At 39.0% G+C, this 15,193-nt stretch carries 12 protein-coding genes; 10 read left to right on the top strand and 2 right to left on the bottom strand.

Annotated elements, in window-relative coordinates:
* The 10 genes from BM736_RS18450 (at position 1) to BM736_RS18400 (ending at position 11,277) form a co-directional block, all read left to right on the top strand.
* Positions 1 to 759 (top strand): hypothetical protein, encoded by a 759-nt coding sequence (locus tag BM736_RS18450; protein ID WP_076414902.1) that lies wholly within the window; start codon positions 1 to 3, stop codon positions 757 to 759.
* A gap of 150 nt (positions 760 to 909) precedes the next feature.
* Positions 910 to 2,751: a BRCT domain-containing protein gene (locus tag BM736_RS18445; protein ID WP_076414901.1), complete on the top strand. Its 1,842-nt coding sequence runs from the start codon at positions 910 to 912 to the stop codon at positions 2,749 to 2,751.
* 652 nt (positions 2,752 to 3,403) lie between these two features.
* On the top strand, positions 3,404 to 3,676 hold the full coding sequence (locus tag BM736_RS18440; protein WP_076414899.1) for a hypothetical protein: 273 nt from the start codon (positions 3,404 to 3,406) through the stop codon (positions 3,674 to 3,676).
* Positions 3,677 to 3,858: 182 nt separating this feature from the next.
* Positions 3,859 to 4,659, top strand: coding sequence for a PRTRC system ThiF family protein (locus tag BM736_RS18435; RefSeq protein WP_076414897.1), 801 nt, complete (start codon positions 3,859 to 3,861; stop codon positions 4,657 to 4,659).
* 132 nt (positions 4,660 to 4,791) lie between these two features.
* Positions 4,792 to 7,539, top strand: a complete 2,748-nt coding sequence (locus BM736_RS18430; protein WP_179079077.1) for a DEAD/DEAH box helicase family protein — start codon at positions 4,792 to 4,794, stop codon at positions 7,537 to 7,539.
* A gap of 205 nt (positions 7,540 to 7,744) precedes the next feature.
* Entirely contained in the window at positions 7,745 to 8,527 is a 783-nt protein-coding gene (locus BM736_RS18425) for a hypothetical protein (RefSeq protein WP_076414893.1), read from the top strand.
* 138 nt (positions 8,528 to 8,665) lie between these two features.
* Complete coding sequence (locus tag BM736_RS18420; RefSeq protein ID WP_083700353.1) at positions 8,666 to 9,124, top strand: hypothetical protein; 459 nt, start codon at positions 8,666 to 8,668, stop codon at positions 9,122 to 9,124.
* A 690-nt stretch (positions 9,125 to 9,814) separates the two neighbouring features.
* The gene (locus tag BM736_RS18410; protein ID WP_076414889.1) at positions 9,815 to 10,039 is read left to right on the top strand and encodes a hypothetical protein; all 225 of its coding nucleotides are present in this window, start codon (positions 9,815 to 9,817) and stop codon (positions 10,037 to 10,039) included.
* Between the two features lie 40 nt (positions 10,040 to 10,079).
* Positions 10,080 to 10,784: a hypothetical protein gene (locus tag BM736_RS18405; RefSeq protein WP_076414887.1), complete on the top strand. Its 705-nt coding sequence runs from the start codon at positions 10,080 to 10,082 to the stop codon at positions 10,782 to 10,784.
* A gap of 91 nt (positions 10,785 to 10,875) precedes the next feature.
* A complete protein-coding gene (locus BM736_RS18400; protein ID WP_076414885.1) occupies positions 10,876 to 11,277 on the top strand; it encodes a hypothetical protein in 402 nt (133 codons plus the stop codon).
* A 142-nt stretch (positions 11,278 to 11,419) separates the two neighbouring features.
* Here BM736_RS18400 and BM736_RS18395 read toward each other — a convergent pair whose 3' ends face one another.
* Together BM736_RS18395 and BM736_RS18390 are read right to left on the bottom strand one after the other, a co-directional pair.
* A complete protein-coding gene (locus BM736_RS18395; RefSeq protein WP_076414883.1) occupies positions 11,420 to 11,893 on the bottom strand; it encodes a hypothetical protein in 474 nt (157 codons plus the stop codon).
* A gap of 10 nt (positions 11,894 to 11,903) precedes the next feature.
* Entirely contained in the window at positions 11,904 to 14,636 is a 2,733-nt protein-coding gene (locus BM736_RS18390; RefSeq protein ID WP_143562433.1) for a hypothetical protein, read from the bottom strand.
* Positions 14,637 to 15,193 lie beyond the last annotated feature (557 nt).

Here is a 15,193-nt window from a genome sequence, read left to right as displayed (position 1 = left end):
ATGTTACCACTTCAAGCAGATCAACAAGAGTTTTCCTCTGACTTGTGTGACGGGTTTTCACATGCAAGTTACGAGGTGAAACCAAAGTTTGCCCTTGTTGTATATTCAAACGGTAATGGAGAGCGAACCACAGTCACTCGACATCAAATAGCGAACAATCAACTAAAGTCTGGTGTACCTCTAAGTCCAGAGAGCATCATTGATACATTGAGTTCTGCATGTACCAGCAATTCTCAAATAGATGAAAAATCAATGATAGAAGCATGTGTGCTTGCAAAAGACTACAAATCTATCACTTGGCATAGGCCAAGACAAAAAAGGTCATTTTTTGTTTATGACAATCTACTCACCGTAGATATTCCTCCTCTCATTTTTAAGTTCTCAACTGATGGAAGTTTAAAGGTAGCTGCTTTACGCTTTAATAAGCGCCCTACTTCCACTGACCCCCTTTATCATGCTCCATTTGGTAATGTTTATGACTCTACAAGTGTCTGCCTTGGCTCCATGAAGCTCCCAAAGTCCATCAATAGCGACACCATAGAGTTAGTAGAAAAGGAGTTTTTCTCTACTAAATTTACTCACACTAATCATGATAGGATCTTGAGAAAGAAAAAAGCCAACTTGAATAATGAACTAGAAAATTTCTTAAAAAAGAAGTCTAACAATGGTGAACCTGTAAAAATCTCTGAACTCAATAGAATCTTAAAGCCGCAAAGTGCAGGTGTTTCTAGTTTAATCAATGTGAGCTATCTATTGTAGACAGACTTCAACCACGCAAAAACATAGTGATACTCACTTAAAATGTGAGTAACACTATGGCCTGGAATATCTCCTTCCCCTCCTCCATAGAGTTGCCTGTTCTGTTTGTCATGAGACTGTTTAATAACTTACAGCAAAGGACACACTCAAATGGAACAACTACTAAAACTCAAAATCGACTCATTGTCTGACCACCAGCTTTCTGACTTAATGGTTTATCTAAATGAACAATATAGATGTGGAACTCCCAAAATCAGTGATGCCGCGTTTGATTATGTATACATGCCCGAACTGCAAAAACGCCTCCCTTCTCATAATCTAATTACGAAAGTCCAGCCAGAGCCGATGCTTGGTTCAAGGCTTCGCATGAAGCACATCAATCCAATGCTTTCAACGCAAAAGGCGTATTTGGCTAGCGAAGTATCAGCATATTTAAAGCGCTGTCAGAAGGCATCTGAGGCAAAACAAGCTGGCAACTTAACTTACCGAATAACAGCAAAACTCGATGGATTAGCTGCTAAATACGATGCAAAAATGCAAACCCTTGTCACTAGGGGAGATGGTCAAGAAGGTCAATCAATCGGGAAATTATTGAAGCTTGGGTTAAAGGTCATTGGTTCTGGTTCAGGCGTAGGGGAGATAGTTGTAGTACAAAGCTACTTCGAAGAGAATCTCTCGCATATGAAACACCCACGAAACTTTGTTTCGGGCGTTGCCAACTCGGATTCAATAAGCCCAGAAGGTATCAAAGCACTTGAAGATGGTGCAATTCATTTGGTCTTGTTCAAGGATATGTTTTCATTATCAGTCAATGCCAATGAAGTTGAAACAAACATGGTCGATTTAGCCGAAAGGGCAGGGAAGGGATGCATTTATAAATGCGATGGTACGATCATAGAAGTCATACATGATGGTGTAAAGCAGTATATGGGCGCAACAGAACATCATCATTTATGGATGCTGGCATTTAAACAAAAAAGTGAAACAGCTAACGTAAATGTATTAGGAATAGAATGGTCTGTAGGCCGCTCAAAAATTACGCCTGTTCTTCAGTTGGAACCGACCATGCTAAGTGGAGCGGAAATTTCCAAAGTTACAGCACATCACGCTGGAAATGTTAAAAGCCTTTCTTTAGGCCAAGGTGCTGTGATTAACTTGATCAGAAGTGGGTTTGTCATACCTAAAATAGAATCAATAATTTCAAAATCTGATAAATGTAAGATCCCTACACACTGTCCAAGTTGTAGTGAACCAGTTATCTGGTCGAATGATTTTATTCTTTGCGTAAATGACGAATGTGAAGACCGTAAAGTATCAAACATTTGCTATCATTTTGAAAAAGTTGAAGCATTACTTTTTGGACGAAAAACTGTTCAAAAAATGGTTAAGAATGGATTAGATTCAATAGTAAAGATCTATCAAGCCGACAAGTATGACTTCGTAAATTGCGGAATAGGTGTAGGCCAAGCTGTAAACCTTATCAATGAGCGTACTCGTGTTAAAACATCGCCAGTAGATGATTTTAAAGTTATAGCCTCTTTAGGCATTAGTAAGCTTGGGAATGGAGCAAGCAAACGATTACTGACTACAGAAACAATTAATAACATCACCAGCTTATCAAGGGAGGATATTGTAGCAATAGATAATTTTGGAGATAAAACATCACAATCAATATCTGAAAACCTAAAACTTAACTCTGGCATAATCGAATTTCTAGTGTCCAACCTAAACATAAGGCACACAAAAGCTAAAAAGACTTCATCTGGTTCTCTAAGCGGTCTTAAATTAGCTTTCACTGGAAAGATGGCATCTAACAGAAATGACATGAAATCTCTTGCTGAAACCAGTGGAGCTGACGTTCAATCAAGTGTTAGAAAGGATACTACTTATTTAGTTACTGGTTTGAATGTTGGAGCAACAAAAATTAATGCAGCTCAGGCCAAAGGAGTCAAAGTCATTACCGAGGATGAATTCTATAAATTAATTGCCTGATCTTCATAGCGCATAGTCTACCGACTATGCGCTAGTTCAATTGCCAGGATGAAGTACATTCCGTTACCACAATCATTTTCAGATTCTATAGAAATCAATTCATAAGCAAATTTGGTGAAGAGAGTGTATTTGGAAATCGATGATTTCATAGTTGATTTTCTAGGTTAAAAATTTTGCAAAATGAAATGGATAAGTATAAGTATCTCATAAGTAATTTACAGGCAAAAAATGGCACTTAGGATGCGAAAGCCTAGAAGAAAATTCATAAGGCATATTCAAAGCCGTTCTAACGCCAACGGCAAAGAAATATCCAATTTAAAATTCAAGCATAAGGCTGCTTAACGGAAAGAAAATATTAATAGCCTTCTTCAGTTCTCTACCAAATAATAAACAAGTCTCAATTCTTTCAAAGTTGAATCTCCTAATTGAAAACGAACATAAGTCCATTCATATCAATTCAATGTAATCAACACAAACTCAAAAAGCAGAAAAGTGCTTGTTCTGGGAGATATGAAGGCTCATGGTTTAGATTGAGGTAACAATGGGTAAACAACTAAGTAAGCAACCTTCATGTAAAGGATTGCTTACTTGCTCGAACTGTCATTGCTGATACTATAGGTGTTAACTTTCAATCAACAGGGTGAGTACAATCATGAACTTTATTGACTTCTTTATTGGCCTATTTATTTTTCTTTTTGTAGCACCGATTCTAATTGCAATTTTTGGTGGTTCAAAAGGGGACTCTGAAAAAAATCAAAACCTTAAATCAGATAATTCCGATAGCATTTTCAATAACAGTTTAGACTCAGATTATCTTGGGAACACCAACATCGAAACTAACCCAGCAAGTGGTTTACCAATGTTAGGAGGGAGCTTTGATATCGAAGGAAATGCTTATGGTTCCAATGACGATAAAGACTATTAACCTCCTTTTTTTCGCAGAACAACAACCCTCTATAAAACCCTTTCATACCAAGGGGCGCAGCTAACATGCCCCATTAAAATTCAACTTGAATTTCGCACAGATCGCTACTCTCCACTTCGTCAGTTGCCGATATAGAAATCACTTATATGATACACCTAACTTGAAACAAATTAGGTGACAACATGAGCCAATTATCTTTACCTACTGAATGCATTAACCGCCCAATTAAGATTATGCTAATTGGGGCTGGTGGAAGTGGAAGCCAAATCGCAATCGAACTTTTTCAAATGGATAGCTTACTTCGTAGTATCTCTAATGGAACAGTCTATCTCGATGTAACAATTTGCGATGGTGATGAAGTAAGTCTTTTCAATGTTGGCCGTCAGGCATTTTATATGGGAGATGTTGGCCATAATAAGGCATCTGTACTGGTAGATCGGTTTAACATGTTTGGACAGACTAATTGGCGTGCTCTTACCAATTATGTGAATGCAAATACTCTTACCTCACTTGATACAGACTTCATAATTACAGCAGTAGACAAAGCAAAATTCAGAGTAGACCTAGGCCAAAAACTTGAAGCGAGCACTTCAAAAAAATGTCTCCTGTGGTTGGATGTTGGAAACGGTAAATCTGATGGTCAAATTATACTTGGGCATGCTTACCAGAATGTCGATGTTGAACTACGTATTCCAAATGTTTATGACCTTTACGGTTCTATGCTGGACAGTATTGATGATGAAAAAGAAGATGCTCCATCGTGCTCAACAGAAGCAGCCCTTCAAAAACAAGACTTCGGTGTTAATAGAGCCGTATCTGGTCAAGCTACACAGCTCATATGGCAGTTAATACGATATGGCAAGCTAACACACCACGGTGCATTTGTTGACGTTCTCACTGCCTCTGTGCAGCCATTAAAAATAGATCCTGCTCAGTGGGAAGTATTTGGTTACGCCAATCAATCAAAAGTTGAGGTTAATTAAATGGTGCTATCACAGCTTAAAGCTATAAAGCCTTTCCTTTCCAACTCATTTCAACATCGAGTTCGATTTGTTTTATTGTGCTTTACTCACCAGCTAACAAACAAACAAAATAAACCGACCCAGCCATTTGTAGTGAGTGAAACAGCAGGGGCTAAAAACGGCTCTTTCGCTGTAGGAAGTGACAAGGAAATTTATCAACTACAGGCCGATAGTTGGGTGTCGACTGATTTTAGCGGAAAGGCTAAAGAAAGATTGACTGGCCTATGTGGTTTAAGACATTCATTAATGAGCTTGTTGAACGCTGAACAAACAAATATTGATGAAACCCTAATGGAGGAAATTAGAAAGCAACTCAATGAACGCTATGATCTGTTCACCACCAAGTATGGATTTATTAGCGATTCAGCAAATCAACGAGTTTGTAAATTAGACCCAACTAACTACAACTTACTGTCATTAGAGCGTGATTACTCGGCAGGTGTAACACCCACCCAAGCAAAGAAACTAGGTGTCAGTGCTGTAAAGCCAAGCTGCGGCAAAGCAGAAATATTTACCCAAAGGGTAATGATCCCGTGGGTAGCTCCTAAGTCTGCTGAAAATATTCAAGATGCACTACTTGCATCATTAAATGTTCACGGCAGGGTCGATTTAAACTATTGTGCTGAACTGCTAGGAACACCTGTTAACTCACTAGTAGCACAATCAGAAGGGGAGCTAATTTTTAACGACCATGGAAACTGGGTTACAAAGAACGTTTTTCAAAGTGGCGATATAAAAACTAAAGTATCCCAGCTTGAAACTTGCGGATATACAGATCAACTCAAGTCACAATACCAAAGCGCCCTAAATGAAGCTTTACCTCTAGATGTGCAATTTGAGGATATTCAAGTAGGGTTAGGCGCCGCTTGGGTTCCTGCTAGTGTCTATGAGGAATTTATCAACACTCTTTGTGACGGTAAGATAAACAGCTACACAAAAATTGAAATCATGTACTTAAACAATGAATGGCATTTGAACCTTTCTTGTTTACCTCATTCACTCGAAACCAGCCTTGGTGATAATAACTACCCATTTTCTAAGCTCATCAAAAGATTAATGAACGGTCGGGGAACAGAGGTATTAGTTACAGATCCAAACGGTAAGCGAGTTATAGATAAAGAGTCTTCACTTAATAATGAACTAAACAGCGGCTTAATAGCCTCTGAGTGGGACAATTTTTTAGAGAACAATATCAATGTTCAAAATCAATTATGCCAAATATTTAATGAGAAATTTAACCGTTACTCACCATTAAAAGCACTCGATAATATGATGCTGTTACCCGACTCTAATCAATCGATTCAGTTACGTGAACATCAACTGAAGGCTGTGTACAGAGGGGTAACAGAGGGCCGACTATTGCTTAATCATGTAGTCGGTGCAGGTAAGAGTTACACCATTGCGGCAATTGCTCATGAATTAGTTAGGCTAGGCTTAAAGAAGCGGTGTGTAATTGTTGTTCCTAATCACCTTACCTCACAATTTGCGGGTCAGTACTTAACCTTATATCCAGCTGATCAGATCACAGTTTTATCTCCAGATGAGTTATCCCCAAAAGTTAGACAAGCCTCTCTTTTGAGGCTGAAAACTGGCAGCTCAATTGTGATCTGCCCCGAGTCATCATTTGCTTCTATAAGCCCTGATTGTGATGTTGAAAAATCTGTTATTGAATCTGAGATTTGCAAACTAGACCAAGCTTTATCTGATGTTGATCAATCAGGTAAACGATTCACTGTAAAAAACATTGAGAATCGAAAAGCGAATTTAGAATCACGTTTACTAGAGTTAGCCAATGATCATCGTAAAAAGGAGTTATCAATATCCGATCTTGGTATAGATGCGTTGTTCTGTGATGAAGCTCATTCACTTAAGAACCTTGCATATGATTCAACTCGACTCACTAATGTTAAAGGTACGAACACCCCAACAGGGAGTAAAAGGGCATTTGACTGGTATTTAAAAGTCAAATCACTCAGAGCCAGCAACAGTAAAGGGAATGGATTAGGCGTGTACCTCTCAACAGGAACTCCAATCGCGAACAGCTTACTTGAAGTGTTCACGTTCTCACGTTACTTAGCAGAAGATGAAGTGCTAGAGAATAGCGGTATAAACCATATTGATACTTGGGTAAGTGCCTTTGCAGACATTAAAAGTGACTTTGAGATCTCAGCCACAGGCTCAGGTACCTTTAAGCCAGTTACCCGCTTGCGCGCGTTCAAAAATCTTTCTCAATTAAAGTCCCAATGGTCTTTATTCACCGACTCTGTGACTGCGAAAGAACTATTAGGGTATTTACCAAAATTGGAAAAAGTTGATGGTAATACCACCCAATACTTTGATGCTATCCCTCGTATAACTGGAGGGAAGGCGCAACAAATCATTGTTGAACCAACAGAGTTACAATTAGACTTTGCAAAGTCGCTAGTTGAGAGAGCTAGCAACTTCAAATCGAGCAAAGTTGCTAATGATAATATGCTTTTAGTAATGAACCATGCTCGAAAATCGTCAATTGATATGAGGTTACTAAACCCTAATCTGCCTCCAGAAGTAAGCGGTAATAAAATACCTGCAACAGCTAAGGTTGTCGCAAAGAAATACCATGAAACCACCAGCATTCGTGGAACTCAAATAATATTCCTCGATTTAGGAGTGGAAAATAAAGACGGTCGCCATAGCGTATATTCTGATTTAAAGAAGCAATTGAGATCGCTAGGGGTGCAAGAAAGCGAGATAGCTTTTGCTCAGAGCTATAAAACGCCAATAGCAAAATCTGAGCTCTATTCAAAGTTAAATCAAGGGATCATTCGTGTGGTTATAGCCTCCACTAACCCTTCATGGTAATAGCCCATACAGGCCATGTGATTTAGAACAGCGACTTGGCAGAGGCATTAGACAAGGAAGTGAGCTATTAAAGGCGAATCCAGACACATTTACCTTAGATATCAATTACTTCGCGACAAAAAACAGTCTAGACAGCTTTTTATTTCAAGTACTTGAAAATAAACAGAAATTCATTTCAGAGTTTCATAGCAAGAATGAACTAGGCTTGAACTCTTGTGAAGATATCTCTTCAACAGAAATGACATTTGCCGAGCTTAAGGCCCAAACCAGCGGATCGCCATTAGTTTTAGAAATGGTGTCTCTGACGAAAACTATTCAACTGTTAGAAGCTAAGAAAAATTCATTCTTGAGAAGTAAGCGCAGCGCAATTTTTGATATAGAAAACCAAGAAAATTTGAAGCAAAAAGCCCAAAAAATGGTTAATCAACTTAAGGTTGATATCCAAATTGGTTTATTACCTCTAAAAGGGGATAAGTTCACCTTTACTAGCGACAGTAGCCAAGTATTTACTAAATTCTCTTCGGCCTGTGATCATATCACCAACCAATTAAGCAATACGGTAGCTTCCATTGCTCTAGGCTTTCATAAAGAGAAAGACTTTAAAATTGGTACATTTGCTGGATTTAACCTCGATATCTCAGCAAAAGGTAACATTATTCAGTTAGCCATTAGTACTGACGGTAAACGAAAGTATCATTTCAACATCGATACGAAAGCTAACATAGGAAGATCTATACTGAGCACTGTTAACAACTTTATTGAAAAAATGAGTAATCATTTGGAGCATTACGAAAACCGTTTAAGTGATGCAATCGACAGATTAGAACATGCTCATAATATTGCCAACTCAGACTTTGTAGACGGAAATTTACTCATAGACTCTAAGCAAAGAATGATCCTACTCAAGACAGAAATTAGTGAGCTAGGAGGAGCAGAAGAAATCAAGTCAGATCTTGATGATGCTGAAATTTTTGATATTGCGGCATAACATCAACAGCCCCAAATAATGGGGCTTTCATCATAATGGTTGCTCGATCTAAGTATTGTATTAATCTAGAGATCAATTTACGGGTATTCGTAAAACAATGTCTAAAACAGTCTTGGTTAGTGCTATTTTGGATGAGTGATGAATTCGCAAAAGAATGTGTATGGGGTTGGTATGGAGTCGAGATTTAAAAAACGCAAAGAGGTTGAACTTTGTGAACTTGTTGGTAAGAAAATTGCTGTTATTAAAGGTCTAGATAAAGGCTCGGAGGAGGTCAGGGTTTTCACTGAGTGTGGTTATGAGTATCTGTTCTCTAATGAGCCAGATGGCGGTAAAGTTGAGCTGGAGGATTTTGAGTGTGATATTGAAGCGTTGGTAGGTGCGGTGATCATATCCGCAGAGATTTCTACAAACGAACACTCTGAAGGGGATGATAACCCACCCCACAAATACGTTGAATGTTGGACTTGGTCATTCTATAAGATTGAAACCACTAAAGGTGAGCTTTGGATGCGATGGTTAGGTGAGTCTAATGGGTATTACTCTGAAGATGTCAGCCTTGTTCTTGTAAATGGTGAGGATAAAGTTGTTAAACATTAAAAAGGTTATGGAAATGACTTTAAACCAATTAAAGCAACTATAGAATAAACTTTAGCTGTGCGTTAACAGATGAACTCTACCTGTGGCAATTACAACTGATAAGAAAGTCCAACAAATTCTATGTTATTCAACGTAGGGAAGGAGATATAAAAAGCATAAAAAGACTGCTTAACGGTGGAGACATCAACTCTGCTTGGGCGGTAATACAAACAGTAATAAATGAGCCATTCCAAACAGTGGTTATACAGCAACATTTGAATATCAAACTATCTAGTTCAAAATTACTCAAACACACTGATAATGACGATATTTACACCATTATTGGTATAAGTACTGATGGATTTACAATAGCCAAAGTTGGAGCAGACAATGATTTAGCATCTGCAACAACTGTTAGCCAGCGTTACACATCTCCTACTTCATTGTATAGGTTATTTGATCAAGTCCAGGTTAATCACGAACAAGCTGTGATTATCAAGAAATGCTAACTCCTGCTCAAAAGTCACCAGTTACAAACCACCGAAGAATTTTCATTGTTTTTCTATTACAACGAGATTATGTCCGTTCATCAATAATCTTTAACATTGAATATTTACTGACTCATCGGTTGCATGTGTACCAATCTATCGTAAGATGAATATCGTTAAATAACCGTTAGTTAGACGTCACTAAATTATCATTGGAGTCACCATGATAGTAACAAGATCTCTAAATAAATCTGAGCCTGATTTATTGTTAAACAATGAAAATGAAACCTTAAAAATACTCGATTTGGAAGGTACTTTAATGAAAGAAATAAAGGCCGTAGTCCCTTGGACGCATGACTCTCTTGAAGCAATTGATTATTACAGCTATTCAACTGAAGGCTGGGAAGTGTATCTAGGCAGTGAATGGATTGGCAGCTCAGAAGTATAAGTACTGCCATTAATTACGAATTTCAACAATGGGAATCATTATGGACACACTACAAACTCAACACGATATAGGCTCATTAAAAAATAATAAAAATAAGCCATATACAAGTGCAGCAAGAGCTAAAAACTCTTTAAGGGACCGTGTTGTGCAAGTTGGAGGAGTTGGTGCTATTCCTGATGATTTCCATGTTGTACAAACTCAGGCAACCCCAAAGCTGTTTGTTATTCGACATAAGCAAGTTTGCATTATAAACAATATAACTATCGAACCGTTCTATCTATATGGTGTTGAATTTGTAGACACATTCAATTCTCATCTTCCTCAAACATCTGCATCAGTTCGATTTGATACTATGCCAGAGGCCATAAGGTACGCTACAAGCTACAAAGTTGAGTCAAACATAACAAGTATCAAAAAGATTCATACAGCGCAGCCTCTTGACCGTGAGAGCCTTAAAAAGGTTCAACGTGATTTACTAGAAGGTAAAACAATTTTTGAATTACTAAATGATGATTTAAACCATTACAGACAGTGTATAAAAGACAGCATAAAAGATAGAAACCAAGTGTTACAGCAGCACTATAAAAACAAGGTCAAGGCATTACGATTAGAGATTTGCTCAGTAGAAGCCAATGCCAATGTTACTTGGGAAAAAAAGGATTTCTCATTGTTTAAGCCAAACACTCTTTTCCCGCGTATTAATAAGGCATTCCAACGCTATTTTGAACTCAATGAGGCAGCTTAAAAACGAATCATCCTTGTCTTTTCGCTAACGGTTGCCGGATTTCAACCCTGAAACACACTAGCTGAAACTACTAACTCAATAGGTTTCAGTTATGAATATGAAGTCGCAACAAAATGAATCCGATCCTATTCAAGAATTTCTATCTTTACGTACAGTCAGCGAATTACTTGCCCCTTATTCGTTCTCAACCTTTGATATGGTTTGCCCAAATTGCCAACAATCTTTTGAAGATGATATGGCTCGGGGGAACGCAATTAAACAGCACAAAAATAATGAATGGTGTTTATCTGGGCTAGCACATTGTGTTGAATGCAATGGAAACACAGAACTTAAACTGTTAATTGTCAAGGGGAAACGAGGACATGTACTGTTTAGTACTTTCAACGAAGTGGAGCCGGACTACGAAACCCCTATAGCTATCTCTTATACTTCACTCTTAAAAAGAACTAAAGAATACATCGATAACAATGTAAAAAGGCTATTCAAAAAATAAACTAGACACTAGTGATAAGAGCCCACTCAGCAGAAATATTCTCTAACCCGTTGCTGGTGGGCCTACAACCTAATCACATTATCTTGCCATACTCCCACAATACAAACTTCCATTTCACTCTGTAGATTAGAATCTAGAGCTATTATTTCATTAGCTTAACAAGGCTAATTGGCGAGATTTGGTAAAGTCTGACGAACTCCCCAGGCATGACATCCTTTGCTTTAAGCTTTTTGTGTAATTTAACTGGTGTACTAATTTCTAGTCTCATTGTTGCTTCCGATAGTAGCCCCCAATGCATACCGATAAGAAAGCCGATGACTAGCTTTCGTTTATCTTCGTTTTCAAACCAACTTCTGAATGTTCGTGAAGATATGCCCTCTATGTGCATTGTTAGTGGGTTATCAAACCCCAACGATTTGGCAACCTCTTCTAATGACGCATTTGAAGAGGTAAGGGCGCTATATTGTTCAAGTTCATTAATGGCTTGATGTGCCTGCTCCATGATCTGTCTGTGAGCGACACGATTTTCTGAGGTTGCCCATTTATTGAGTGTGGTAACAGGGATGTCGAAGCTTAATGAAAGTGCTTTAGAAATCTCTTTAAATTTGCTGGTCATCTCGTTTTACCTATGCCGCTTTTCTTTGATTCATCAGTGCCAGTTTGTCGCTTAAGCTCAAGTTTGTAGTTACTTGGCGAAGGGCATTTTGGCGAATATCACGCATTGCGTTATGCAATTGAATAAGATGTGCATTATGCCCATCGATAGTCGTGATTGCATTATTTAGATACGTTGTCATATTTTCCAAACTTGGGTTCCACCAGCTTAAGATATCACTCTCTGCCAGCATCACTGGAGAATGTTCTTGAATGAGGTTTCTGAATTGATTTAATGCTACTTCTTTATCTTGACCTGGGTTCGCTATCAGGGCCTTTAAACTTGCTAGCAGTGGAGCCCAATCATTTAAGGCTCTTTCGAGCTTTACTTCTAGCGCTTCGATAGTTGCTAATGACTCTCTCCCAGCCACAACATATTCTGTAGGAGATGCTTTTAAAGTGTTAAACCCACTTAGAGTCATTATTTTACGTAGTAAATGATCGATGTGGCTCATTCCATCCATATTAAGTGAAAGCCACAAACTAGAGATCTGAGCTCGATTCAACGGCGAAACCTCCTGCGTATCAAAGCTCATTTTTAGCAGGCTAGCTGACAGCTCATAACTGACACTCTCTATTGCCCCCAATGCAGCACGCTTAAAAGTGTTTAGGTTTTTAGCAATGAAGTTCATGCTTGCTGATTGTTTAAACTCCCTTCTTTGAGCATTACGTAACTCACGTACTTCAAGCATGACCCTCGCTTTATCAGTGCGGTGTTGCGTCATACTAATTGCTTTAGGGTGTGCTTGTACTGCTTCAACGGTCATAGATTGAAATGAGTACATACCAAGATCGTTAAAAATTTGAGTGCGCTTAAGAATCGACTGCAGTTGTGTCCAATATTTCTTGTTAATTGATACCACCCCTTCGGCTAGCATCGCTTCAGCTACATGAGTCCCGCCATAGCTTCTAACATCACTAACCTTATAGCCTCGCTGGTGGCGCTTACTGATTAGCGTGGTGAGGTGATCATCATGTATTTCCAGTGCTCTAGTTAGGCCACCTACAAGCTTCCACTGCGCTAAGCCTTCTTTGGAGATCATGATATTTTCAAGTGCTGCTTTTTCCTCTTCTAACAACAGGCTTGCATCATGAGTGACTATCGTCTTTTGCGTATGAGTCTCAAAGCTCGGTACCAACAGCTCCTTTTCCTGCTTGTGAGCGCGGTGAATCCGACTGTCTGAGATAGTAGGGTAGAAACTTAAGCGGGTGTTACCTCGCTCTAGTTTACCTTTGACCACTGGCGTAACTCGACGGGTAAATTGAATGGATGGATCTGCAAGTCGAGCAGATTTTGAATAACCTGTAAAAAGCGTCTCTGTACGTAAATGCTGAACTTTACGTTTTAATACTTCTTGCGCTGGGAACATGTCCTTTAGTGCTAACAGGATAGTTTGAGTGAGATCTTCATCTGTACCGGTTGGTGGGGTAATAGCAAACTTTGAACCTAAGTTTGATAGCTTAGTATAAAAGCGATTCTCAATCTCTTCATAGATTGCTTTGGTAATAAGTTTGTCTTTTGCATCACCCGAAACGGTAACCCCGTTAAGCTTAACTGATAAGATCTCTGGCGTGCTGTACTTAACTAAGAACCGTGTTGAGCCAATAATAATTTCATTGCTGTATTGAACAGACTCAGATGCCGTCTTTACAACACTATATTGGGTACGAAATGCGATTTCTATGCCTGCAAGATTGTCTGCAAGCCGTGAGATAGTGCAATTTCTATCTTCATCGAAGATATCAGACATATCTGTAGGACGCTGCCACAGGTCCAGCAGGTTAAGCGGCGAAGTGGCTTGCTGCTTTGGATCTTCCTCTTTAAGGATTGGCATCATAACAGCATCAGGTAGACACTTATCACTTTGAAGCTTTAATGGACCATGCTTGGTTTCATATTCACTATTAAGCATTGGGTAAGGTATCCAGCCCTTGTTTGCTGACAATTGCTCCCAGATAGCTAAAGGACGAAAAGGTGCTGCACCGATCCCATCAATCGACCATCTAAAGGACAAAAGCAGAGCATGATCCTGTGAAAATAGGTAGTTCAAATTTTTTGGGTCTTGAACACATTCTCGATACATCTCGATAAAGGCTTTCTTCGTTTTCGGGGCCATATTAGGATCGTTTGCTATGTCTTTGAGCCCAGGATGCTCTAGCTCTCTTCCTTGATCTACTAACTTCCTGAAGTCTGCAGCAACTTTTATAGAATCAAGCGTAAGCTGACTGGCAAATCGCACCATCTTCTCTAAATGCTTTGGCTTTAACGTGTTCGGCTGTAGTGCCACACGGTTATAACCCGCTGGGTCATAAGCTCGAGCATGAAGAGCCCTTGCATCGATATCGCAAGACAAACGAAATAAAAAGTCTCTTACCCTCAAAGCATTTTTAACGCCCAATACACTCCATCTTGGCATCTCAGCCAGTGCAGTAGAAGAGTGATCAGTTACAGCTATCATTGTGCAGAACGTACAACCAAAGCGAGCCTTACCATTGCAACCAGCACTGGCCGTTGAACCTATTGTCAATTCACAAGTCTCATTAGACCCGTTACCGTATATTTCTAAAAGTAGGCCAAAATCGGGAAGGAAAGCAGGAAGGGGATTCAAACCAGAACATTTCTTTAATGGTCGGCCACCAGCTAAACGCAAAGCATCAAACACTTGATCTGTTGCCCAGTCTTTAATTGGAGCAAACTTGAACATGGTTTCTTTTCCAATGTTTGAACACTGCAGTTCAGCCATTAGTTCTTCAGCGCTCTTTTTTGATAATCCTTGTTTGGCCATATTGTGAGCTCTACGAGTGCTTTCCTGATCTCTTGAGCCCACACAGCAAATCACCTTCGCATCAGCATAGAGTCGGTATTCAGGGGCGTTTTTAAATTTGCGGATTAAATTTTTAACATATCTCTCGGAAGGGTCAACTTTAAGTATCACAGAGCAGTCGCCTCTGCGCGTCGGTTTCGCATCGTTGAATTGTATAATCAATTGACTCTGAATAGCCTTAATTAAAATTCTTTTACAGCAATGAATTACAGTCAAAATATATAACTCACTCTTACCCAAATAATTGACTTCGCCCCTATAGGAATAAATTGACATAAAGCAGTCAGGTATCAGCTAAATAAAATCAACTATTGACACCAAACTTTGCTAGTTCTCGCTCCATGTTATCAATTTGATCAAGTAACAGTACCTCACGTGCGAGCGCATTATGTAGTTTGTTCTCAGTCAAGTCCAATTGAACCCGAAGGCTCTCTACC

Origin of the sequence: Shewanella sp. UCD-KL12, assembly GCF_001957125.1 — a bacterium.
GTDB lineage: Bacteria > Pseudomonadota > Gammaproteobacteria > Enterobacterales > Shewanellaceae > Shewanella.
This window is presented reverse-complemented; position numbering and strand designations above follow the sequence as displayed.

What these genes read in the sequence shown, in the direction of transcription:
- BM736_RS18450 (WP_076414902.1), top strand. Translation starts at nt 1, where the DNA reads ATGTTACCACTTCAAGCAGATCAACAAGAGTTTTCCTCTGACTTGTGT.
- BM736_RS18420 (WP_083700353.1), top strand. Translation starts at nt 8,666, where the DNA reads ATGAATTCGCAAAAGAATGTGTATGGGGTTGGTATGGAGTCGAGATTT.
- BM736_RS18440 (WP_076414899.1), top strand. Translation starts at nt 3,404, where the DNA reads ATGAACTTTATTGACTTCTTTATTGGCCTATTTATTTTTCTTTTTGTA.
- BM736_RS18395 (WP_076414883.1), bottom strand. Translation starts at nt 11,893, where the DNA reads ATGACCAGCAAATTTAAAGAGATTTCTAAAGCACTTTCATTAAGCTTC.
- BM736_RS18405 (WP_076414887.1), top strand. Translation starts at nt 10,080, where the DNA reads ATGGACACACTACAAACTCAACACGATATAGGCTCATTAAAAAATAAT.
- BM736_RS18400 (WP_076414885.1), top strand. Translation starts at nt 10,876, where the DNA reads ATGAATATGAAGTCGCAACAAAATGAATCCGATCCTATTCAAGAATTT.
- BM736_RS18435 (WP_076414897.1), top strand. Translation starts at nt 3,859, where the DNA reads ATGAGCCAATTATCTTTACCTACTGAATGCATTAACCGCCCAATTAAG.
- BM736_RS18390 (WP_143562433.1), bottom strand. Translation starts at nt 14,636, where the DNA reads ATGTTCAAGTTTGCTCCAATTAAAGACTGGGCAACAGATCAAGTGTTT.
- BM736_RS18410 (WP_076414889.1), top strand. Translation starts at nt 9,815, where the DNA reads ATGATAGTAACAAGATCTCTAAATAAATCTGAGCCTGATTTATTGTTA.
- BM736_RS18445 (WP_076414901.1), top strand. Translation starts at nt 910, where the DNA reads ATGGAACAACTACTAAAACTCAAAATCGACTCATTGTCTGACCACCAG.